We start from the raw sequence: 21,458 nt of genomic DNA, 5'->3' as shown, positions 1-21,458 counted from the left end.
GTCAGCTGCGCGGAGTCAGCTTCAGCAGCTTGGCATTGCTCCCGTCCTGCAACACCCAGATCGCGCCATCCGGCCCTTCCTCCACCTCGCGGATGCGGGCGTTCATCGGCCACTGGTCGCCCTTGGCGGCATTGGTGCCGTTGACATCGACCCGGACCAGCGCCTCGCTCGACAGGCCGCCGATGAACAGGTCGCCGGCATATTGCGGGAACAGCTTGCCCGAATAGACGATCAGCCCGCCCGGCGAGATCACCGGGTTCCACGCGACCTTGGGCGCCTCCAGATCGGGGCGGGTCGAATGGCGCGGGATCGGCCGGCCGTCATAATGGTCCCCCTCCGACACCAAAGGATAGCCATAATTGCGGCCGGGCAGGATCAGATTGACCTCGTCGCCGCCCTTCGGCCCCATTTCCTGCTCCCACAAATTGCCCTGCGCGTCGAACGCGATGCCCAGCAGGTTGCGGTGGCCGTACGACCAGACGGCGGGATGGAAGCCCTTGGCTGTCAGTCCCGGATCGCCCGCGGGCTTTCCGTCGAGCGTCAGGCGCAGCACCTTGCCCAGGGTCGCCTTGGGGTCCTGTGCCGGATCGAATTTCTGCCGTTCGCCATTGGTGAAGAACAGGTGCTGGCCATCGGGGGCAAAGGCGATGCGGCCCGAATAATGGCCGTCGCCGCTGACGAACGGCGTCGCGCGGAACAGTTCGCTGATTCCGGTCACCCGATTGCCGTCGAGCACCCCGCGCGCCAGCACCACGCCCTTGCCGCCGTCACCCGCCACCGAATAGCTCAGATACACCCGCCGGCTGCTGGCGAAGTCGGGGGCGAGGACCACGTCCATCAGCCCGCCTTGCCCCGCCGAATCGACCGGGATCGTCGCGGCGGTCGTCTTCTGGCTGCCATCGGCACTGACCAGCACCAGCGTGCCCCCCTTTTCGGTCACCAGCATCCGTCCGTCGGGCAGGAAGGTCATCGCCCAAGGTGCGTTGAACGTCGCGACCTCGCGAGTCGCGAACGGCACCCCGCCGGTCGGGGTGGTGGCGGTCGGGGAGGGCGTGGGCGTCGGAGTGGCGGTCGGCGCGGGCGACACCGTGCCCGGCGCATCGGCCCCGCCGCCGTTGCACGCGACCAGCAACATCGCGGCGGGGATCAGCGCATGGAATGGCAACATCACGGGAATCCTCTCGAGAGCATCGTTCTTGCCTGCGGCAACGCGCCGCAGGGCGGGGTCGATCCGGCGCCCCTTGCCCGGACATGGTTTTTTACATATATGGACCGTGCTTCCTCGACATCGCCAACGTGCCGAGGCCGGCCCCGACAGGGACCGGCAACGAAGCGGTGCATCTGATGGAGACGGCATGGCGGATATCGCCGAACTGACGCGACTGATCGAACCGGAGGCCAAGGCGCTGGGCTTTGCGCTCGTGCGCGTGAAGATGATGGGCGGCAAGTCGGACCCGACGCTGCAGATCATGGCCGAACGCCCCGACACGCGCCAGCTGACCATCGACGACTGCGCCGAACTGTCGCGCCGCATCTCCGACCTACTCGACGAGAACGACCCGATCGAGGAGGCGTATCGGCTGGAGGTATCGTCGCCCGGCATCGACCGGCCGCTGACGCGCCTTGCCGATTATGACGACTGGAAGGGGTTCGAGGCGCGCGTGACGCTCGACGCCCCGATCGACAATCGCAAGCAGCTGACCGGCATCCTGCTCGGCACCGACGGCGATCAGGTCAGCATCGACGTGCGCAAGCACAAGGCGATGACCGTCCCCTTCGCCGCGATCATCGATGCCAAGCTGCTGATTACCGACGCCTTGCTCAAGGCGACCGCGCCGCTCTCTGCCGAGGGTGCCGACGAATTCGAAGACGAACCTGCCGACGACGAACCGGCTGACGCAGAAGGACTGAACTGACATGGCCACCGCCGTCACCGCCAACCGGGCGGAACTGATCGCGATCGCGAATTCGGTCGCATCGGAAAAGATGATCGACAAGGCCATCGTGATCGAGGCGATGGAGGACGCGATCCAGCGCGCCGCCAAGACGCGCTACGGGTCGGAAAACGACATCCGTGCGAAGCTCGATCCGCAGACCGGCGACCTTCGCCTGTGGCGCGTGCTCGAAGTCGTCGAACTGGTCGACGATCACTTCAAGCAGATCGGCGAGAAGGACGCGCAGCGGCTTCAGAAGGGCGCGACCGTCGGCGACTATATCGTCGATCCGCTGCCCCCGATCGAATTCGGTCGCATCCAGGCGCAGGCATCGAAGCAGGTCATCCTGCAGAAGGTCCGCGACGCCGAGCGCGAGCGCCAGTTCGAAGAATTCAAGGACCGTCAGGGTGAGATCATCACCGGCGTCGTCAAGCGGGTCGAATTCGGTCACGTCGTCGTCGATCTCGGCCGCGCCGAAGGCGTCATCCGCCGCGACCAGCAGATCCCGCGCGAAGCCGTCCGCGTCGGCGACCGCGTCCGTTCGCTGATCCTGAACGTCCGCCGCGAAAACCGCGGTCCGCAGATCTTCCTCAGCCGCGCGCATCCCGACTTCATGAAGAAGCTGTTCGCGCAGGAAGTGCCCGAAATCTACGACGGCATCATCGAGATCAAGGCCGCCGCCCGCGATCCGGGGTCGCGTGCCAAGATCGGCGTCATTTCGCATGACGGCTCGATCGATCCGGTCGGCGCCTGCGTCGGCATGAAGGGCAGCCGCGTGCAGGCGGTCGTGCAGGAAATGCAGGGCGAAAAGATCGACATCATCCCGTGGTCGCCCGACACCGCGACCTTCGTCGTCAACGCGCTGCAGCCGGCGAACGTCGCGCGCGTGGTGCTGGACGAGGAAGAGGACCGCATCGAAGTCGTCGTTCCCGATGATCAGTTGTCGCTCGCCATCGGTCGTCGCGGCCAGAATGTCCGCCTCGCCAGCCAGCTGACCGGCAAGGCGATCGACATCCTGACCGAAGCCGATGCGTCGGAAAAGCGGCAGAAGGAATTCATCGAACGCTCGGGCATGTTCGAGAAGGAGCTCGACGTCGACGAGACGCTGGCGCAGCTGCTGGTCGCCGAAGGCTTCGGCGAACTCGAAGAAGTTGCCTATGTCGAGATCGAGGAACTGGCGAGCATCGAAGGCTTCGACGAAGACCTTGCGCAGGAGCTGCAGAGCCGTGCGCAGGAAGCGATCGAACGCCGCGAACAGGCCGCTCGCGAAGAGCGGACCGCTTTGGGCGTCGAGGATGCACTGGCCGAACTGCCGTACCTGACCGAAGCGATGCTGGTCACGCTCGGCAAGGCCGGCATCAAGACGCTCGACGATCTCGCCGACCTCGCGACCGACGAACTGGTCGAAAAGAAGAAGGCCGAACCGCGCCGTCGCGGCGACGATGCCCCGAAGCGCGAAGCGCCCAAGGGCGGCATCCTCGCCGAATATGGCCTGAGCGACGAGCAGGGTAACGAGATCATCATGGCCGCCCGCGCCCATTGGTTCGCCGATGAAGACGCGGCGACCGAAGAATCGGAGGACGCAGTTGCGGAATCCGACCAATGACACCGCGCGGCTAACCGACAGCCCCGAGCGCAGCTGCATCCTGTCGCGTGAGCATGGCTCGCGCGACGGGCTTGTGCGGCTCGCCCTGTCGCCCGATGGCGACGTGCTGCCCGATGTGCGTGCCAAGGCCCCCGGCCGTGGCGCGTGGATCGGCGTGAGCCGGGCCGAGCTGGAAACGGCGATGGCCAAGGGGAAGCTGAAGGGCGCGTTGGCGCGGGCGTTCAAGGGCGCGGCGCTGACGATTCCGGCCGACCTGCCGCAACTGGTCGAGGATGCGCTTCGGCGGCATGCGCTCGACCGGCTGGGGCTGGAGGCGAAGTCCGGCTTCGTCGTCATCGGCGGCACCGCGATCGATAAGGCGGCGCGTAGCGGCAGGCTGTACGCGCTGTACCATGCGTCCGACGCCGCCCCCGACGGCGCCGGGAAACTGGCACAGGCATGGCGTGTCGGAACCGATGACGAAGGTTCCGGGCGCAAGGGATTGGCATTGCCGGTCCCACGCACCATATTGTCATTGGCGCTTGGGCGCGAAAATGTGGTACATGTCGGCCTGACCGACGCACGGGCGGCACAGCGAGCCAATGACGCGCTGTCCCGCTGGCTGCACTTTATCGGACCCGAACCTATCCCTGCGGCTTGCGAAACACCTTCGCAGGGCGCATCGACGGCGCAATTTTCCGGCATGGACGATGCCGGACACATGGGCGTCGACCAATTGAAGCAGGACTCTGAGTAACCGGATGAGCGACATCGACAACGACAAGCCGAAGCTGGGCACCCGCGCGCCGCTCGGCCTCAAGCGCACCGTGGAGACCGGCAAGGTGAAGCAGAGCTTCAGCCATGGCCGCTCCAATACGGTGGTCGTGGAGGTGAAGCGCCGCCGCGTGCTCGGCCGTCCCGGCGAGGAACAGCAGGGCACCGAACAGCAGGCCGCCCCCGAAGCGGCGGCACCCGCCCCGCAGCGCGCGCCGGCTCCCGCTCCGGCGGCCCCCGCACCGCGCCCGGCGGCCAGCAGCAATGCCGGCCTCTCGCGCCACGAGCTGCAGGCCAAGCTGCTGCGCGAGGCCGAAGAGGCCCGCATGAACGCGGCCGAGGAAAATCGTCGTCGCGACGAACGGATCGCGCGGGAAACCGCCGAGGCCGAACGTGCGCGCGCCGAGGAAAAGGCCCGTGCCGCGTCCGAGCCGAAGCCGGCTCCAGCACCCGAACCGACCCCGGCCGCCGAAGCGCCCGCGACGAAGCCTGTCGAGGCCGCGCCGACGCCTGCGCCCGAACCGACCCCTGCGCCTGCTCCGGTAGAGGCGACGCCGGCTCCGGCACCGGTTGCGGACACGCCGGCTCCTGCGCCGACGCCCGCACCTGCGCCCGCTCCGGTCGAGGCGAAGCCCGCCCCGGCACCGGTGCAGGCGAAGCCCGCGCCACGTCCCGCACCGGCTCCGGCTCCCGCGCCGCAGCCGATCATCCTGACCGCCGACCCCAACCGGCCGGCGCCGCGTCGCTTCACCCCGGTGCAGCGTCCGGAGATCCCCAAGCCGCAGCCCAAGCCCGAACCGGCGCCTGCGCCGACTCCGGCCGCCGCTACGGCACGTCCGGCCGCCGGTGGTCAGACGGCACGTCCGACTCCGTCGGGCACCGGTCAGGCGACTCCGCGTCGCAACGAACCGGCGCGGGGTGCCGCACCGTCGCGTGACCGCAAGGGCGACGATCGCCGCCAGTCGGGCAAGCTGACCGTCACCCGTGCGCTGGGCGACGACGGGGCGCGTTCGCGCAGCCTCGCCGCGCTGAAGCGTGCGCGGGAAAAGGAAAAGCGTGGCTTTGGCGGCCCGCGCGAGCCGCAGGTCAAGCAGGTCCGCGACGTGCAGGTGCCCGAGGCGATCACGGTGCAGGAACTCGCCAACCGCATGGCGGAAAAGGGTGCCGACCTCGTCAAGACGCTGTTCAAGATGGGCATGCCCGTCACGATGACGCAGACGATCGATCAGGACACCGCCGAACTGCTGGTGACCGAATTCGGCCACAACATCGTCCGCGTCAGCGATTCGGACATCGACCTCGCGCTCGACACGACCGAGGATTCGGCCGAAGCGCTGCGTCCGCGTCCGCCGGTCGTCACGATCATGGGTCACGTCGACCACGGCAAGACGTCGCTGCTCGACGCGCTGCGCGGCACCGATGTCGTGCGCGGCGAAGCCGGTGGCATCACCCAGCATATCGGCGCCTATCAGGTGACGATGAAGGACAAGTCGAAGATCACCTTCCTCGACACGCCCGGCCACGAAGCGTTCAGCGAAATGCGCGCGCGCGGTGCCGACGTGACCGACATCGTGATCCTCGCGGTCGCCGCCGATGACGGGCTGATGCCGCAGACGATCGAGGCGATCCATCACACCCGCGCCGCCGGCAAGCCGATGATCGTGGCGATCAACAAGGTCGACAAGCACGAGGCGAACCCGCAGCGCATCCGCGAACGCCTGCTCGAACATGACGTGCAGGTCGAGGAAATGGGTGGTGAGACCCAGGACGTCGAAGTGTCGGCGCTCAAGAAGACCGGTCTGCAGGAGCTGATCGACAAGATCCAGCTTCAGGCCGAACTGCTCGAACTGCAGGCCAACCCCGACCGCGCCGCCGAAGGCAGCGTGATCGAGGCGAAGCTCGACAAGGGCCGTGGTCCGGTCGCGACCGTGCTGGTCCGTCGCGGTACGCTGAAGGTCGGCGACGTGTTCGTCGTCGGCGCGGAAAGCGGCAAGGTCCGCGCGCTGATCGACGACAAGGGTCGTCAGGTGAAGGAAGCCGGCCCGTCGACTCCGGTCGAGGTGCTGGGCCTGTCGGGCGTGCCGATGGCGGGCGATCCGCTGCAGGTCGTCGAGAGCGAAGCACGCGCCCGTGAGGTCGCCGAATATCGTCAGGGCGTGCTGCTCCAGAAGCGCACCACCCAGGCGCCGGCCAGCCTCGAGAGCATGTTCTCCGCGCTCAAGTCGAAGCAGGCGATCGAATATCCGCTGGTGGTCAAGGCCGATACCCAGGGGTCGGTCGAAGCCATTGTCGGCTCGCTCAACAAGATCTCGACCGACGATATCCGGGTGCGCATCCTGCATTCGGGCGTGGGCGGCATCACCGAGAGCGACGTGACGCTGGCAGCGGCTAGCGGCGCGCCGATCATCGGCTTCAACGTGCGTCCCAATGCGAAGGCACGCGAGATTGCCGAGCGGAACAAGGTGGCGTTGAAGTACTACGACGTCATCTACACGCTGACCGACGATATCCGTGCGGGCATGGCCGGTACCCTGGGTCCGGAAGCGTTCGAAACGGTCGTCGGCCGCGCCGAAATCCGCGAGGTCTTCTCGGCGGGCAAGCATGGCAAGGCCGCAGGGCTCCTGGTGGTCGAAGGCATCATCCGCAAGGCGCTCAAGGCGCGCATCACGCGCAACGACGTCATCATCTATCAGGGTGAGATCGCGTCGCTGCGTCGCTTCAAGGACGATGTCCCCGAAGTGCGCGCAGGCCTCGAATGCGGTGTCACGTTCACGCAGAACTTCACCGACATCAAGGCGGGCGACTTCCTTGAAACCTACGAAGTCGAACTGCGCGATCGCACGCTGTGAGTAACGGGCGGCAGGGGGCAACCCTTGCCGCCACGCTTCGCCCTCGGCTCCGTTTCGCGGTTGCATGGGTGATCGGCGGGGCGGCGGCATTGTTCGTCGCCAATGCCCTGTCGGGCACTGCAATGTTGGTTGTCGTGCCGGTGTTGGCCACGTCGTGGCCGGCGCTCATGCTGGAAGGTGCCGTTCAGGCATGGCGCTGGCGATCGGCGGGCATCCCGGCATTGTTGCTGGTGTTCGTTCCCGTCCTTTCCCTGATGTTCGCGGCGTTCGCAGCCAATCATGTCCTCTACTGGTCGCATGTCGCACCGTCGTGGATGATGCTCCGGTCCGACCGTGCCGCCTTTGACGGGGCGTTGGCCGGTGGTCCGATACCGACTGGCATTACCGGCATCTTCCGTGCTCCGCCGCGCACCGCCTTCCGCACCATCATCGGCGTCAATGGCGAATGGGCCGGCATCGTTCACGACCCCACCGACCGCATTGCAGCTGCACGCGGCTGGAACGGCGGACCGGTCGCCGCCGACATTCGAAACATCTTCGGCAACAACACCATCTGGTGCCAGCGACTCGACAGCCACTGGTTCCACTGTCAATTCGGTTAGATCATGTCAGACACCACGCCCGAAACCCGCTCCGTCCGCCTGCTGCGCGTCGGCGAACAGGTCCGCCACATCCTGTCGGACATTCTCGCGCGCGGCGACGTGCATGACGAGGTGCTGGAAAAGCATCTCGTCTCGGTCACCGAAGTCCGCATGTCGCCCGACCTGCGCCACGCGACCGTCTTCGTGAAGCCGTTCCTCGGCAAGGACGAGCAGGTCGTGCTCAAGGCGCTCAGGACCAACACCGCCTATCTCCAGTCGGAGGTCGCACGGCGGGTGAACCTGAAATATGCCGCCAAGCTGAAATTCCTGATCGACGAGAGCTTCGACGAAGGCACCCGTATCGACCAGCTGCTGCGCGATCCCAAGGTCGCCCGCGATCTGGAGCCGGGCGAGGGTGAGGCCGAGGGCTGAGTGGCCAAGCTCTATTTCTATTATGCGTCGATGAACGCCGGCAAATCGACGACGTTGCTGCAGGCCGATTTCAACTATCGCGAGCGCGGGCTGACCACTCTGCTGTTCACCGCCGCGATCGACACGCGCGAGGGCGCGGGAACGATCGGCTCGCGCATCGGCCTGTCCGCCCCCGCGACCCCGTTCGATGCCGACACCGACCTGCTCGAAAGCGTGGCCGCCCAGCACCGCCAGCATGCGGTCGGCTGCGTCCTGGTCGACGAGGCGCAGTTTCTCTCTGCCATTCAGGTCGACCAGCTGGCGCAGGTCGCCGACGATCTCGGCGTGCCGGTCCTCGCCTACGGCCTGCGCACCGATTTCCGCGGCGAGCTGTTCGCCGGCTCGGCACGGCTGCTGGCGATTGCGGACGCGCTGATCGAGCTGAAATCGGTCTGCACCTGCGGACGCAAGGCGACGATGAACCTGCGCGTCGATGCACAGGGCCACGCCGTCCGCGACGGGCAGCAGACCGAGATCGGCGGCAACGACCGCTATGTCGCGCTGTGCCGCCGCCATTTCTGCGACGCGATGCGCTGATGCACGGCTGGATCATCATCGACAAACCGCTGGGGCCGGGATCAACGCAGGTCGTTTCGGCGGTCAAGCGGGCGCTGCGCGAGGGCGGCTATGGCAAGCACAAGGTCGGCCATGGCGGTACGCTCGACCCGCTGGCAAGCGGCGTGCTGCCGGTCGCGATCGGCGAGGCGACGAAGCTTGCCGGGCGGATGCTCGATGCGTCGAAGCGGTACGATTTCACCATCCGCTTCGGCACGCAGACCGATACGCTGGACCTGGAGGGGAAGGTGATCGCCGAATCGGCGGTGCGGCCGACGCTCGCGGCGGTCGAGGCGGTGCTGGCGCGCTTCACCGGACCGATTGAGCAGGTGCCACCGGCCTATTCGGCGCTGAAGATCGATGGCGAGCGTGCCTATGACCTCGCGCGCAAGGGTGAGGAGGTGGTCCTTGCGACTCGCAAGGTGACGGTGTTCTCACTGCAAATCCTCCCCGGCACGGGGAGGGGGACCAGCGAAGCTGGTGAAGGGGGATCGCCTCGCAACGCAACCGCTGTGGATGTCGCCAGCCCCCTTCCACCCCCGACTGCGCCGGCGGTCCCCCTCCCCGTGAGCGGGAAGGAGCTGGAGGAAATCACCCTCTCGGCCTTCGTTTCCAAGGGCACGTACATCCGCTCCCTCGCCCGCGACATCGCCCTCGCACTCGGCACGGTCGGCCATGTCACCATGCTCCGCCGGACCAAGGCCGGGCCGTTTACCCTCCAATCGGCCATTTCGCTGGACAAACTGGCGGAATTGGGTAAGGGCCACGCGCTTGAAGAAACGCTCCTGCCACTGGGGGCGGGGCTGGACGACATCCCGGCTCTGTCCCTCGACCCCGATCAGGCAGGGCGGCTCCGCAAGGGGCTTCGACTGATCGGGTTTGCAGCGGACGACGGTCTGGGCTTCGCGACACTGGACGATGTGCCGGTGGCGCTGGTCGAGACCGAAGGCGGGGAAACCCGTGTCGTCCGCGGCTTCAACCTCGAATAGAAAGGACGTTCGATGTCGATCACTGCTGAAAACCGTCAGGCCCTCATCAAGGAACATGCCCGCGCCGAAGGCGACACCGGCAGCCCCGAAGTGCAGGTTGCGATCCTGACCACCCGCATCCAGAACCTGACCGAACACTTCAAGACCCATGCGAAGGACAATCATTCGCGTCGCGGTCTGCTGATGCTGGTCAACAAGCGGCGTTCGCTGCTCGACTATCTGAAGAAGAAGGACGCGGAGCGCTACAGCGCGCTGATCGCGAAGCTCGGCCTTCGGAAGTGACGGGAAGGGCGGCCCAAAAGGCCGCCCTTTTTGTCATCCCGGCGGAGGCCGGGATCCAGGAAAACCGATGCGCGGCAGCGCATTCCACGCTAACCACACCAACTGGACCCCGGCCTTCGCCGGGGTACGAAAACCGATAAGACCGCGCTACAATTCGGTAGCGCCGTCCGAGCCGAACCGGCTCACTCCGCAGGCATTGATCTGCAAGCTGCCCCGGCGTGCATAGGGCCGCCGGACGCGAAGGAAACGCAATGTTCGATATCAAGAAAAGCACCATGGACCTGGGCGGCAAGACGCTGACCCTCGAAACGGGCCGTGTCGCCCGCCAGGCCGACGGCGCGGTCATCGCGACGCTCGGCGAAACCGTGGTGCTGTGCGCGGTTACCGCCGCACGCTCGGTCAAGGAAGGCCAAGACTTCTTCCCGCTGACCGTCCACTATCAGGAGAAGTATTCGGCTGCGGGCCGCATCCCCGGCGGCTTCTTCAAGCGCGAACGCGGTGCCACCGAAAAGGAAACGCTGGTCAGCCGCCTGATCGACCGTCCGATCCGCCCGCTGTTCCCCGAAGGCTTCTACAACGAAATCAACGTCATCGCCCAGGTGCTGAGCTATGACGGCGAGAACGAGCCGGACATCGTCGCGATGATCGCCGCGTCCGCCGCGCTGACCATTTCGGGCGTGCCGTTCATGGGCCCGATCGGCGCGGCGCGCGTCGGCTATCAGAATGGCGAATATATCCTGAACCCGACGCTGGATCAGGTGAAGGAAGGCGATCTCGACCTGGTCGTCGCCGCCACCGGCGACGCGGTGATGATGGTCGAATCCGAAGCCAAGGAGCTGTCGGAAGAGGTCATGCTGGGCGCCGTCGTGTTCGCGCACGAAGCGTCGAAGAAGATCGTCGACTGCATCATCGACCTCGCCGAACAGGCCGCCAAGGACCCGTGGGAACTGGCGCCGGTCGCCGACCAGTCGGCCGCCAAGAAGAAGCTGAAGTCGCTGATCGGCAAGGACCTGACTGCCGCCTACAAGCTGACCGACAAGCAGGCCCGCCAGAACGCGATCAACGAGGCGCGGACCAAGGCGCGCGACGCCTTCGCCGACCTCAAGGAAAGCGATCCGGCCCAGTATCTCGGCACCTTGAAGCTCGTGAAGAAGCTGGAAGCCGAGATCGTCCGCACCGCCATCCTAAAGGACGGCCGCCGCATCGACGGTCGCGATACGAAGACGGTCCGCCCGATCGAGGCGATGGTCCACTTCCTGCCGCGTGCGCACGGCTCGGCGCTGTTCACCCGTGGCGAGACGCAGGCGATCTGCACCACGACCTTGGGCACCAAGGACGCCGAGCAGATGATCGACGGGCTGAACGGCCTGCACTACGAACGCTTCATGCTGCACTACAACTTCCCGCCTTATTCGGTCGGTGAAGTCGGTCGTTTCGGTGCGCCGGGCCGCCGCGAAGTCGGCCATGGCAAGCTGGCGTGGCGCGCGCTGAACCCGGTCCTGCCGTCGAAGGACGAGTTCCCCTACACCATCCGCGTCCTGTCGGACATCACCGAGTCGAACGGCTCGTCGTCGATGGCAACGGTGTGCGGCGGTTCGCTGTCGATGATGGACGCGGGCGTGCCGCTGAAGCGTCCGGTGTCGGGCATCGCCATGGGCCTGATCCTCGAAGGCAAGGATTACGCGGTCATCAGCGACATCCTGGGCGACGAGGATCACCTCGGCGACATGGATTTCAAGGTGGCGGGCACCAGCGAGGGGATCACCTCGCTGCAGATGGACATCAAGATCGCCGGCATCACCGAAGAGATCATGAAGGTCGCGCTGGCCCAGGCCAATGAAGGCCGCGCCCACATCCTCGGCGAAATGGCCAAGGCGCTGGGCGAGACCCGCACCGAGCTGTCGGCGCACGCGCCGCGCATCGAAACCTTCACCATCGACAAGTCGAAAATTCGCGAAGTCATCGGCACCGGCGGCAAGGTGATCCGCGAGATCGTCGCCACCACGGGTGCCAAGGTCGACATCGACGACGAGGGCGTCATCAAGGTGTCGTCGTCCGATCCGGCGCAGATCGAAGCCGCCGTCAACTGGATCAAGGGCCTGGTCGAAGAGGCCGAGGTCGGCAAGATCTACAACGGCAAGGTCGTCAACCTTGTCGATTTCGGCGCCTTCGTGAACTTCATGGGCGGCAAGGACGGCCTCGTCCACGTCTCCGAAATCCGCAACGAGCGGGTCGAGAAGGTCGCCGACGTCCTGTCCGAAGGGCAGGAAGTGAAGGTCAAGGTCCTCGAAGTCGATCCGCGCGGCAAGGTGCGCCTGTCGATGCGCGTCGTCGATCAGGAAACCGGTGCCGAGCTGGAAGACACCCGCCCGGCGCGCGAACCGCGTGAGCGTTCGGACCGTGGCCCGCGTGGCGACCGTGGTCCGCGGGACGGCGGCGACCGTGGCGATCGTGGCCCCCGTCGTGACGGCGGCGACCGAGGCCCGCGCCGCGACCGTGGCGACCGTCCGCGTCGTGAGGAATCGAAGGAAGACGGCGGCAACGCCGGCCTGCCGTCGTTCATCACCGACAACTGATCGGCCTACGCTTCGGCGTACAGGGAAGGGGGCTCGCGGCGACGCGGGCCCCTTTTTCGTACGCGCTCCGTAGGCGTATCCCCGCGCAGGCGGGGGTCCAGAGCGACACACCGCCCCCCAGCCCAAACGTCACCTCAGCGCAGGCTGGGGTCTCTCTCGAATGGAGAAGAAGATCGGTTTCACGCGAAGGCGCGAAGACGCGGAGAAGAAGGAAGTATTTCGCGCAGAGACGCGGAGGCGCAGAGGGGGCCCGCACCGGGAAACGCCGGCGGGATCAGGAGACCGGCTCGCTCGCTTTAACATGCAATAAGGCGGCTGGCGCGGTATGCCGTCACCCCGAGTGCGACCCCTCCGCGTCTCCGCGCCTTCGCGTGAACCAGCCTTCTTCTACCTAAATCCCCGCATACCAATCATAACCCGCGACATCCTCCCAGAAGCCGCCTTTGCCCCCGGCGATCCCACCCAGCGACGCGACCGCCTCGATCCGCTGCACATACTTTGCGTGCTTATACCCCAGCTGTCGTTCAACCCTGAGCCTCAGCGGCGCGCCGTTCGGCACCCCCAGCAGCCGGTCGTTCAACGCCCACGCCAGGATCGTCTGCGGGTGGAAGGCATCGACCAGATCGATCGATTCGTAATAGGGTCGCCCGCCGATCGCATCGGCGCAGTGGAACACCAGATAGCGAGCATCGGGCCGCAACCCCGCCAGATCGAGCAGCCGCGACAGCCTTGGGCCGGTCCATTTGCCGATGGCGCTCCAGCCTTCGACGCAATCGTGTCGGGTAATTTGTTGCCGCGACGGCATCGACCGGATCTGGTCGAGTCGCAACGACAGCGGCCGGGCGACCAGCCCGTCGATCGTCACGCGCCAGTCGGCGAAGCGGTTCGCGGCGTGCGCGTTATAGTCGGGCGTATTGGGGTTGTTGGTGCCGTTGGCGCGAAAGATCGGCGAGCGTTGATCGGGCCGATATTCGACCGCCAGCGCGTCGCGCGCGGTGATCGCGCGCTGCAGGCCGCGATGGACATCCTCCGCTCCGCCCAGCACGCTTTGCGCCGTCGGCAGCTGTGCCACCCGGTCGCACGCCGCGACCAGTCCGCCGGCCCCGACCACCAGCGCCGAACGGCGGGAGATCAGCCGGCTCATTCGGGCATCCGCCAGCGCCCGGTGATCATCGATCGCACCTCGTTGAACGCGCCGGCAAGGATCACCAGCACCAGATGGACGATGACGAACAGCGTGATGCCGCTGGCCGCGAGGAAATGGATCGACCGTGACGACTGCCGCCCGCCCAGCAGCTCCAGCACCCACGGAAATGCCGCGTTCAGCCCCGGCGACATGGCGATGCCGGTCAGGATCACCAGCGGCAGCAGGCCGAAGATCACCAGCACATAGCTCAGCTTCTGCAACACATTGTAATCGCCCGGCGCCTCCGGATCGTGGAAGCGGAAGGCGAGATGCGCGCGGATATCGGCCAGCAGGTGCCGCCGCGACAATTCACCCCGCCTGAGCGCCAGATCGCGCTGGAAATGGCGGTTGCTCAGGCTGGCGATCATATAGGCCAGCAGCCCGAAGCCGAGCACCAGCGCAAAGGTCAGGTGCCAGTTGCGGGCGAGCGCGAGGTTGTAGGTCTGCGGGATCGTCACCCACCCCGGAAACCGGTCGAACGTCAGCCATGCCCGGTCGAAATTCGCGCCATAGCGCCCCCAATAGAGCCGGGGATGCGCGTTCAGGATCATCAGCCCGCTGCCGATCAGGATGATCACCGCGACCGCATTGACCCAGTGCCACAACCGGGTGGCGAGCGCATGGCGGTGGATCGTTCGCGTCGTCATGCCGGCATCCTATGCCGCGAGCGGGGCACGGCGAAAGGGCGTTGCACCCTGCGTCCGGATCGTGCGTTGGGAACCGCCATGACCGACTTTCACTCCTATGCCCCGGCGGAGGGCCATCGCCTGCCGCATGATCCGTTCAACGCGATCGTCGCCCCGCGGCCGATCGGCTGGATCGCGACGTGTTCGAGGCAAGGGAAACGCAATCTCGCCCCCTACAGTTTCTTCAACGCATTCAACTATCGCCCGCCGATCATCGGCTTCGCCTCGACCGGGGCCAAGGACACGCTGGCCAATGCCCGCGATATGCAAGAGTTCGTGTGGAACCTCGCGACCCGGCACCAAGCAGAGGCGATGAACGCCACCTCGGCGATGACCGAAGCGGACGAGTTCGCGCTCGCCGGCCTCGACACGCTGCCCTCGATCGTCGTCGCGCCACCACGCGTCGCGGGATCGCCGGTCCAGTTCGAATGCCGCACGACGCAGATCGTCCGCCTGACCAACAGCCATGGCGGCGACATCGATACCTGGCTGGTGCTGGGCGAGGTGGTGCAGGTCCATATCGACCCGGCGCTGCTGGAGGACGGCATCTATCGCACCGAACGTGCGCGCCCGATCCTGCGCGGCGGCGGGGCGGGGGACTATTTCGAGCTTGGCGACCGCTTCGACATGCGGCGGCCGGGCTGAATCCTCCCGGGCACGGGCAGAGGGATCGCGCGCAGCATGGTGGAGGGGCGGTACGCAGGCCGGCTGCTATCCGTACGCGCGCACGAAGAACACGACCGTCACGCTGAACGTCACCAGCAAGGTCCACGCGCGAATCTGGCCGGGCGTCAGCCGCGCGCCGACCTTCGCGCCCAGCCACCCGCCGAGGATGCCGCCGAGGATCATCGGCACGCACGCCGCCCACACCACCATGCCGGTCGCGACGAACACGATCGCCGCCGCGCTGTTGGCGGTGGCGAGCATCAGCGTGCGCGGCGCGGCCATCGACTTCACGCTCTGCCCGGCGAGCAGGCCATAGGTCGCGCTGACCATCATGCCGACGCCACCGCCGAAATAGCCGCCGTAAATCCCGAGCAACACCTGCGCCACGACCAGCGTCGTCGGCCCGATCGCGACGCGGTCGTGCAACCAGTCCGCCGCCCGCCGCCCGAACGCGATGGCGAGGAAGGCGAGGAGGAGCAGCCACGGCACGATCACGTCGAACAACGTGCTGGGCGTCCACACCAGCAACAGGCTGCCGAGCAGGCCGGAGACGAAGGTGATGGTCGCCAACACCCGGATCGGTATCCCGCCCAGCGGCCCCAGCCCCCGGCGATAGGCCCAGGCGCTGGCGATCGCACCCGGCTGCAACGCGACGTTGGAGGTCGCGTTGGCGACCGATCCGGGCAACCCCAACGCGATCAGCGCGGGCATCGTCGCGAACGTCCCGCCCCCGGCCAGCGCGTTCATCGCACCGCCGAGCACGCCGGCGCCAGCGGCAAGGGCAAGGGAAGTCGCATCGAGCATGGTCGCGCTAGATACTATCGCCGCGGCGCTGTCGAGGGGGCGGTGGCCGTGGCCGGACCGATGCAGTAGAGCGATTTGGTGGATGCCTTGCCGTATTTGCCGGAGAACGGCGTCACCACCCGCAGGACAGGCGGCGCATGTCGTCACCAAGCAAGGCCGTTTGTCCGTCCGCTGATGGTTCGACGGATATCATCGCCGAGCGAGGTCGCTTGATGCAGCGCCGGTGGCCGTTTCATCAGGTGCCTCTCAAAGCCCGCATCATCGGGCTTGGGATCATGATCGGCCCGCTGTTCGTCCTGTTCCTGATCGGAATGATCTTTCTACGGCCGGACCCGATCGATCAAAGGCAGGTTTGGGGATGCTATGTCGCCAACGGCGCCCCTCCGCTCATGGTCGATCGGGATCGTATCCGTATCCTGGATGGCACCGGGCGTAGCCTGCGATACGTCGCGGAACCGGCAAAGCAAGGCTATCGACTGACCGTGCGCCCAGCCCTTCTACCGCAACCTTCCCCGGCCGGCACCTATGTCTTCGCACAACAGCGGGGCGGTGGCTATTTCTGGCCGTTGCTGACGGGTGATTCCGATGATCCCCGACGCCTGCATACTCCGGCCGACTATGGTGGCCGGTTCAGCCTTTACGCGTCGGATAGCAGGTTCATCGTGTACGTCCGCTTGCGCGATGGAGCAGCGTGCGGCTGAGGGGAGGATGCCGGTGACCCGCGCCGCGACGGGCGGTCACCGACAACCCGGCTTTCACGCCGCTTCCGCCGCCTCACGGTCGCGCTCCGCCCGGCTCTTCTTTTCCGCCGCCGTCTTCAACTGGCCGCAGGCCGCGCCGATATCCTGCCCGCGCGTGCGGCGGACGGGGGCGGAGATGCCGCCTTCGAACACGATGTCGCTGAACGCGCGGATGCGGTCGGGCGTCGAGCATTCATAGGGCGCGCCCGGCCACGGGTTGAACGGGATCAGATTGACCTTGGCCGGCAGCTGGTATTTGCGCAGCAGCCGCACCAGTTCGCGCGCATCGTCGTCGCTGTCGTTCTTGTCCTTCAGCATCACATATTCGAAGGTGATGCGCCGGGCATTGTTGGCGCCGGGATAGTCGGCGCACGCCTGCAACAGCTCGTCGATGCCGTATTTGCGGTTAAGCGGGACGATCTCGTCGCGGACTTCCTTGGTCACCGCGTGCAGCGAGACGGCAAGGTTCACGCCGATCTCCTCGCCCGCGCGCGCCATCATCGGCACCACGCCCGACGTGCTGAGCGTGATCCGCCGCTTCGACAGGGCAAGCCCGTCGCCGTCCATCACGACGCCCAGCGCGTCGCGCACCGAATCGAAGTTATACAGCGGCTCGCCCATGCCCATCATCACGATGTTGGTCAGCATCCGCCCCTCGGGCTGGCTCGGCCATTCGCCCAGCGAATCGCGCGCGAGCATCACCTGTCCGACAATTTCGCCCGCGGTCAGGTTGCGGACGAGGCGCATCGTGCCGGTGTGGCAGAAGGTGCAGTTGAGCGTGCAGCCGACCTGGCTGGACACGCACAACGTCCCGCGATCGGCATCGGGGATGAACACCATCTCGTAATCCTGCCCGTCGGGCGAGGTCAGCAGCCATTTGCGCGTGCCGTCGGTCGACACATGCGCTTCCTTCACGTCCGGCCGGCCGATGACGAAATGCTTGTCCAGCACCGGATGCTGCGCCTTGGCGATGTCGGTCATCGCCGCGAATTCGGTCGCGCCGCGATTGTAGATCCAGTGCCACAGCTGCTTGGCGCGCAGCTTCGCCTGACGCGCATCGAAGCCGGCCGCCTCCAGCGCGGCGCGAATCTCTGCCTTGGACAGCCCGACCAGGTCGGTGCGGCCATCGGGACGCGGCGCAAGGCCGCGCGGCACGGGCACGGGATCGACATGGCCGGGAATCGGCATGGGCGGCGTCGAGACTGTCAGCATGCACGCGATATAGCCGATTTGGGGTGGGATTTCCACTGGTGGGTAAGACCCGCTCCGCCACCCGTCATCCCCGCGCAGGCGGGGATCCATATACGCAGCGGTAGCGGCTTTAGCGCGAACGTCGGCGGCAATGGATTCCCGCCTTCGCGGGAATGACGAACCGGGGCGGCAGTCAGCCTACAAACACGCCAGCGCCGCCGCATCGATCGCGGTTGCCGCGCCCGACAGCGCATAGACATCGACGAATGCCGCCCCATTCGCGGCCACGCTCTCGATGCTCATCGAACGCCCGCCGCGCATTGCTGCGACGATCGCGCGGTCGGTGGCGACATCGGGGCTCCACGCATCGATCCGTCCGGCGGTCAGGTCGAATCGCCGCTCACCGATCGCCAGCACGACGCCCGCCCGTGCCGCCTTGGGCCGGCTGAGCCGCACGTGCAGCTGCCCGCGCACCCTCGCGCCCGGCCACGTCGCGACGCTGGCGAACGGCGCGCCGACCTTCCCCTGCACCGGGCGGCTGATCGCATAGCAGCGCGTCGGCCCCTCATCGCGAAACGCCCCCCAGCGCTGGTGAATGCCGATCGCCTGCGGTGCCGCGACCGCCAGCAGCAGCGCGATCAAGCAGGCGCGGCGAGCGAGGCCCGCCCCCGGCCGATATGCGGCACGCTCTCGCGCCCGCCCTCGATCAGCGCGATCGACCCTTGCGACAGGTCGTCGGCGACCGGTGCGGCGAAGCGCGGGTCGATCGGCGCGCCGGTCAGCACCCCGCGCAGCACCCGGCTGGACATGCCGTGCATGATGACCAGCCGGTCGCCGGGATCCTCCGCCGTATCCGCCGCCCAGCTCGCCACCCGCGCGGCGATTGCGTCATACCATTCGCCGCCGGGGGCGGGGCGGCGGTACAGCCGCGCCTCGACATCGAGGAAATCGGCATCCGCCCCGGTCAGCTCGCGATAATAGCGGCCCGACCATTCGCCCATGCCGATCTCGACCAGCCGGTCGTCGCGCCGCGCCGCGTGCCAGTCGAGTTCCAGATGTTCGGCGATGATCGCCAGCGTCTGGAGCGCCCGTCCCGCGCTCGACGCCCATAAGGTGATCGCGGGCCTGACCCCCAGCATCTCGCGCAGCGCGGCGCCCATCGCATCGGCCTGCGCGAAACCGGCGCGGGTCAACGGGGTGTGGGGGTGATCGCCCTGCATCCGCTGCGCGATGTTATAGACGGTCTCGCCATGCCGGGCGATGAAGTCGCGACCTTTTCGAGCGGGCGGGGATTGGGTTGCCATGGTCCTGCTTTCAAGCCGGTGTTGCGCAATTGCAACGGATTTTGCTGTTTAGGTGAGGTTCATGCAACGCCCGGCCAAAACGTCCATTGAACCCCCGCGCCCTGACCATGGGCGGTGATAATGGAGTTTAGACGATGCGTACCCTCATTCTTGGTCTTGCCGCTGCCGGCACGATGCTGGCGACCCCTGCCTTCGCGCAGGACGTGAACCCCGCCTTCACCGGTTTCCGCGTCGGGGCGCTGGCCGGTTATGACGGTATCCGCCCGGGCAGCACCGAGGATAGCGATCTCGACGGCGATAACCAGACCGTGAACGGCATGGTGTACGGCGTGGACGCCGGCTACGACTTCGCGCTCAGCAACTTCCTGATTGGTGTCGAGGGCGAATATACCGGGTCGACCGGAAAGGTCGAAACCGCGCGCACCGACCCGAACTTCTTCGGCTTCGGCAGCGTGAAGACCGGCCGCGACCTCTATGTCGGCGCCCGCGCCGGCCTGATGGCGGGTCCGCAGACCCTGGTCTATGCCAAGGGCGGCTACACCAACGCCCGGCTGAACGTCGTCGCCAGCGACGGCAGCGTCGACACGCGCGAGAATTTCGAACTGAACGGCTATCGCCTGGGCGCCGGCGTGGAACAGTCGCTGGGCAACCGTGCCTATGCCAAGCTCGAATATCGCTATTCGAACTACAACAATGCCGACTTCCAGGCCCGCAACGGCAGCGTGACGTCGCAGTTCGACATCGACACCGACCGCCACCAGGTCGTCGCCGGCGTCGGCATCCGGTTCTGATGCTTGGCGGGAACGCGCCTAAGGGCGCGTTCCCGCAGGCGGTGCCGGCCCGCTCCCCCACCCGGCCACCCACGACAGCATCCTGAATGGGTGGCCGGGTGGGGGAGCGGGCCGGCACCGCAAGTCGCGCGAGAGAGCGATCAAACGCACCTGTTTACTTCTCAGTAACCAAGTTGCGCGAGGAGGGTCGGAGCAGTTTGCTCCGGCCCTTCTTTGCGCTAGACACACTGCTCGGTTTTCTATGGGGTCGGCACCGAATCCGCCGGCCCAAGTGCGAGCGCATCCGCGCGGGGGAACATCATGAAGGCGACGATCGAACGCGCGACCCTGTTGAAGGGCCTCAGCCACGTCCAGTCGGTGGTCGAGCGGCGCAATACCATCCCGATCCTGTCGAACGTCCTGATCGAGGCGGGCGAATCGAGCATCCGCCTGATGGCGACCGACCTCGACCTGCAGATCGACGAAACCATCGCCGCGGCGATCGACCAGCCCGGCGCGATCACCGTGTCGGCCCACACCCTGTTCGACATCGCGCGCAAGCTGCCCGACGGCGCGCAGGTCCAGCTGACCGCCGCCGAAGGGCGGCTGACCATCGTCGCCGGGCGCGCGCGCTTCAACCTGTCGACGCTGCCGCGCGACGATTTCCCGGTCATTGCCGAGGGCGAACTGCCGACCCAATTCGAACTGCCCGCGACCACGCTGAAGGCGATCATCGACAAGACCCGCTTCGCGATCTCGACCGAGGAGACGCGCTATTATCTCAACGGCATCTTCCTGCACGTCGCCGACGACAACGGAAAGCCGGTGCTGAAGGCCGCCGCGACCGACGGCCACCGCCTCGCGCGCATGACCGTCGAACGGCCCGAGGGCGCCGACAAGATGCCCGACGTCATCGTGCCGCGCAAATGCGTCGCCGAACTGCGCAAGCTGCTGGACGAAGTCGATGGCTCGGTCGGCGTGTCGCTGTCGGGCAGCAAGATCCGCTTCGACCTGGGACAGGCGATCCTGACCAGCAAGCTGATCGACGGCACCTTCCCGGATTATTCGCGCGTCATCCCGACCGCCAATGACAAGCTGCTGAAGCTCGACCCGAAGAGCTTCATGGCAGGTGTCGATCGCGTGTCGACCATCGCCACCGAAAAGACCCGCGCGGTCAAGATGGCGCTCGACCGCGACAAGATCACCCTGTCGGTCACCAGCCCCGAAAACGGCGCGGCGGCGGAGGAAGTGCCCGGCGAATATACCGCGCTGCCCTTCGAAATCGGCTTCAACAGCCGCTATCTGCTCGACATTCTGGGGCAGATCGACAGCGACCTGTGCGAGGTGCACCTGTCGGACGCCGCCGCGCCGACGCTGATCCGCGAAAGCGACGCCTCGCCCGCGCTCTATGTGCTGATGCCGATGCGCGTCTGACGCAGCGGGGCTACGGACAAATACGTCATCCCGGCCTGCGCCGGGATGACGCTTGTTGGAGAGCGTTCATAGCGCAGTCGG

21 protein-coding genes are annotated in these 21,458 nt (G+C 66.6%); 14 read left to right on the top strand and 7 right to left on the bottom strand.

All coding sequences use genetic code 11. From position 1 onward, the window contains the following. Position 1: 1 nt before the first annotated feature. Entirely contained in the window at positions 2-1,168 is a 1,167-nt protein-coding gene (locus PPZ50_RS02175) for a PQQ-dependent sugar dehydrogenase (protein ID WP_198158590.1), read from the bottom strand. Between the two features lie 187 nt (positions 1,169-1,355). On the opposite strand from PPZ50_RS02175, the gene rimP reads away from it, so the two are divergent. From rimP to pnp, 10 genes are all read left to right on the top strand, one after another. Next, positions 1,356-1,916 carry a ribosome maturation protein RimP gene (rimP, locus tag PPZ50_RS02170; RefSeq protein WP_066692415.1) on the top strand — a complete coding sequence of 187 codons (561 nt, stop codon included), beginning with the start codon at positions 1,356-1,358 and terminating at the stop codon, positions 1,914-1,916. A 1-nt stretch (position 1,917) separates the two neighbouring features. Beyond that, on the top strand, positions 1,918-3,540 hold the full coding sequence (nusA, locus tag PPZ50_RS02165) for a transcription termination factor NusA (protein WP_066692412.1): 1,623 nt from the start codon (positions 1,918-1,920) through the stop codon (positions 3,538-3,540). After that, positions 3,521-4,276, top strand: coding sequence for a DUF448 domain-containing protein (locus PPZ50_RS02160; protein ID WP_066692408.1), 756 nt, complete (start codon positions 3,521-3,523; stop codon positions 4,274-4,276). The genes nusA and PPZ50_RS02160 overlap by 20 nt, the downstream gene beginning before the upstream one ends. Before the next feature lie 4 nt (positions 4,277-4,280). Next, positions 4,281-7,142 carry a translation initiation factor IF-2 gene (gene infB / locus PPZ50_RS02155; protein ID WP_066692406.1) on the top strand — a complete coding sequence of 954 codons (2,862 nt, stop codon included), beginning with the start codon at positions 4,281-4,283 and terminating at the stop codon, positions 7,140-7,142. A gap of 89 nt (positions 7,143-7,231) precedes the next feature. Beyond that, on the top strand, positions 7,232-7,744 hold the full coding sequence (locus PPZ50_RS02150) for a hypothetical protein (RefSeq protein WP_126012478.1): 513 nt from the start codon (positions 7,232-7,234) through the stop codon (positions 7,742-7,744). Positions 7,745-7,747: 3 nt separating this feature from the next. After that, entirely contained in the window at positions 7,748-8,155 is a 408-nt protein-coding gene (rbfA, locus tag PPZ50_RS02145; RefSeq protein ID WP_066692401.1) for a 30S ribosome-binding factor RbfA, read from the top strand. Next, entirely contained in the window at positions 8,156-8,731 is a 576-nt protein-coding gene (locus PPZ50_RS02140) for a thymidine kinase (RefSeq protein WP_066692399.1), read from the top strand. Beyond that, positions 8,731-9,738 carry a tRNA pseudouridine(55) synthase TruB gene (truB, locus tag PPZ50_RS02135; protein WP_066692397.1) on the top strand — a complete coding sequence of 336 codons (1,008 nt, stop codon included), beginning with the start codon at positions 8,731-8,733 and terminating at the stop codon, positions 9,736-9,738. The genes PPZ50_RS02140 and truB overlap by 1 nt, the downstream gene beginning before the upstream one ends. Before the next feature lie 12 nt (positions 9,739-9,750). Beyond that, entirely contained in the window at positions 9,751-10,020 is a 270-nt protein-coding gene (rpsO, locus tag PPZ50_RS02130) for a 30S ribosomal protein S15 (RefSeq protein WP_056455357.1), read from the top strand. A gap of 251 nt (positions 10,021-10,271) precedes the next feature. Beyond that, positions 10,272-12,596 (top strand): polyribonucleotide nucleotidyltransferase, encoded by a 2,325-nt coding sequence (gene pnp, locus PPZ50_RS02125; protein WP_126012472.1) that lies wholly within the window; start codon positions 10,272-10,274, stop codon positions 12,594-12,596. Positions 12,597-12,987: 391 nt separating this feature from the next. Here the strand turns inward: pnp and PPZ50_RS02120 are convergent, their stop codons facing one another. Beyond that, complete coding sequence (locus tag PPZ50_RS02120; RefSeq protein ID WP_066692392.1) at positions 12,988-13,740, bottom strand: molybdopterin-dependent oxidoreductase; 753 nt, start codon at positions 13,738-13,740, stop codon at positions 12,988-12,990. Then, positions 13,737-14,429, bottom strand: a complete 693-nt coding sequence (locus tag PPZ50_RS02115) for a cytochrome b/b6 domain-containing protein (protein ID WP_066692389.1) — start codon at positions 14,427-14,429, stop codon at positions 13,737-13,739. Before PPZ50_RS02115 ends, PPZ50_RS02120 begins: the two co-directional genes overlap by 4 nt. A 78-nt stretch (positions 14,430-14,507) precedes the next feature. On the opposite strand from PPZ50_RS02115, the gene PPZ50_RS02110 reads away from it, so the two are divergent. Further along, positions 14,508-15,113 (top strand): flavin reductase family protein, encoded by a 606-nt coding sequence (locus tag PPZ50_RS02110; RefSeq protein ID WP_066692386.1) that lies wholly within the window; start codon positions 14,508-14,510, stop codon positions 15,111-15,113. A gap of 66 nt (positions 15,114-15,179) precedes the next feature. Here PPZ50_RS02110 and PPZ50_RS02105 read toward each other — a convergent pair whose 3' ends face one another. Then, positions 15,180-15,938 carry a TSUP family transporter gene (locus PPZ50_RS02105; protein WP_066692383.1) on the bottom strand — a complete coding sequence of 253 codons (759 nt, stop codon included), beginning with the start codon at positions 15,936-15,938 and terminating at the stop codon, positions 15,180-15,182. A gap of 137 nt (positions 15,939-16,075) precedes the next feature. Between PPZ50_RS02105 and PPZ50_RS02100 the strand changes: the two genes are divergently transcribed. After that, positions 16,076-16,639, top strand: a complete 564-nt coding sequence (locus PPZ50_RS02100; RefSeq protein WP_126012466.1) for a hypothetical protein — start codon at positions 16,076-16,078, stop codon at positions 16,637-16,639. Positions 16,640-16,693: 54 nt separating this feature from the next. Here PPZ50_RS02100 and rlmN read toward each other — a convergent pair whose 3' ends face one another. The 3 genes from rlmN to PPZ50_RS02085 form a co-directional block, all read right to left on the bottom strand. Beyond that, entirely contained in the window at positions 16,694-17,890 is a 1,197-nt protein-coding gene (gene rlmN / locus PPZ50_RS02095) for a 23S rRNA (adenine(2503)-C(2))-methyltransferase RlmN (protein ID WP_066692806.1), read from the bottom strand. A 177-nt stretch (positions 17,891-18,067) separates the two neighbouring features. Further along, positions 18,068-18,511 carry a hypothetical protein gene (locus PPZ50_RS02090; RefSeq protein WP_066692378.1) on the bottom strand — a complete coding sequence of 148 codons (444 nt, stop codon included), beginning with the start codon at positions 18,509-18,511 and terminating at the stop codon, positions 18,068-18,070. Continuing rightward, positions 18,508-19,173, bottom strand: a complete 666-nt coding sequence (locus tag PPZ50_RS02085; RefSeq protein ID WP_066692376.1) for a histidine phosphatase family protein — start codon at positions 19,171-19,173, stop codon at positions 18,508-18,510. The genes PPZ50_RS02090 and PPZ50_RS02085 overlap by 4 nt, the downstream gene beginning before the upstream one ends. Before the next feature lie 134 nt (positions 19,174-19,307). Here PPZ50_RS02085 and PPZ50_RS02080 point away from each other — a divergent pair, with 134 nt between their 5' ends. Both PPZ50_RS02080 and dnaN read left to right on the top strand, forming a co-directional pair. Beyond that, positions 19,308-19,964 carry an outer membrane protein gene (locus PPZ50_RS02080; RefSeq protein WP_066692371.1) on the top strand — a complete coding sequence of 219 codons (657 nt, stop codon included), beginning with the start codon at positions 19,308-19,310 and terminating at the stop codon, positions 19,962-19,964. Between the two features lie 300 nt (positions 19,965-20,264). Further along, a complete protein-coding gene (gene dnaN, locus PPZ50_RS02075) occupies positions 20,265-21,377 on the top strand; it encodes a DNA polymerase III subunit beta (RefSeq protein WP_066692368.1) in 1,113 nt (370 codons plus the stop codon). Positions 21,378-21,458: the final 81 nt, after the last annotated feature.

The organism is Sphingomonas hankookensis (assembly GCF_028551275.1).
Classification (GTDB): Bacteria; Pseudomonadota; Alphaproteobacteria; order Sphingomonadales; family Sphingomonadaceae; genus Sphingomonas; species Sphingomonas hankookensis_A.
Note: the sequence above shows the minus strand (reverse complement) of the source record. Positions and strands in the feature narration are given on the sequence as shown.

What these genes read in the sequence shown, in the direction of transcription:
- rbfA (WP_066692401.1), top strand. Translation starts at nt 7,748, where the DNA reads ATGTCAGACACCACGCCCGAAACCCGCTCCGTCCGCCTGCTGCGCGTC.
- PPZ50_RS02115 (WP_066692389.1), bottom strand. Translation starts at nt 14,429, where the DNA reads ATGACGACGCGAACGATCCACCGCCATGCGCTCGCCACCCGGTTGTGG.
- rpsO (WP_056455357.1), top strand. Translation starts at nt 9,751, where the DNA reads ATGTCGATCACTGCTGAAAACCGTCAGGCCCTCATCAAGGAACATGCC.
- dnaN (WP_066692368.1), top strand. Translation starts at nt 20,265, where the DNA reads ATGAAGGCGACGATCGAACGCGCGACCCTGTTGAAGGGCCTCAGCCAC.
- PPZ50_RS02110 (WP_066692386.1), top strand. Translation starts at nt 14,508, where the DNA reads ATGACCGACTTTCACTCCTATGCCCCGGCGGAGGGCCATCGCCTGCCG.
- PPZ50_RS02100 (WP_126012466.1), top strand. Translation starts at nt 16,076, where the DNA reads ATGTCGTCACCAAGCAAGGCCGTTTGTCCGTCCGCTGATGGTTCGACG.
- PPZ50_RS02080 (WP_066692371.1), top strand. Translation starts at nt 19,308, where the DNA reads ATGCGTACCCTCATTCTTGGTCTTGCCGCTGCCGGCACGATGCTGGCG.
- rimP (WP_066692415.1), top strand. Translation starts at nt 1,356, where the DNA reads ATGGCGGATATCGCCGAACTGACGCGACTGATCGAACCGGAGGCCAAG.
- PPZ50_RS02120 (WP_066692392.1), bottom strand. Translation starts at nt 13,740, where the DNA reads ATGAGCCGGCTGATCTCCCGCCGTTCGGCGCTGGTGGTCGGGGCCGGC.
- infB (WP_066692406.1), top strand. Translation starts at nt 4,281, where the DNA reads ATGAGCGACATCGACAACGACAAGCCGAAGCTGGGCACCCGCGCGCCG.
- PPZ50_RS02175 (WP_198158590.1), bottom strand. Translation starts at nt 1,168, where the DNA reads ATGTTGCCATTCCATGCGCTGATCCCCGCCGCGATGTTGCTGGTCGCG.
- rlmN (WP_066692806.1), bottom strand. Translation starts at nt 17,890, where the DNA reads ATGCTGACAGTCTCGACGCCGCCCATGCCGATTCCCGGCCATGTCGAT.
- PPZ50_RS02105 (WP_066692383.1), bottom strand. Translation starts at nt 15,938, where the DNA reads ATGCTCGATGCGACTTCCCTTGCCCTTGCCGCTGGCGCCGGCGTGCTC.
- nusA (WP_066692412.1), top strand. Translation starts at nt 1,918, where the DNA reads ATGGCCACCGCCGTCACCGCCAACCGGGCGGAACTGATCGCGATCGCG.
- truB (WP_066692397.1), top strand. Translation starts at nt 8,731, where the DNA reads ATGCACGGCTGGATCATCATCGACAAACCGCTGGGGCCGGGATCAACG.
- pnp (WP_126012472.1), top strand. Translation starts at nt 10,272, where the DNA reads ATGTTCGATATCAAGAAAAGCACCATGGACCTGGGCGGCAAGACGCTG.
- PPZ50_RS02085 (WP_066692376.1), bottom strand. Translation starts at nt 19,173, where the DNA reads ATGGCAACCCAATCCCCGCCCGCTCGAAAAGGTCGCGACTTCATCGCC.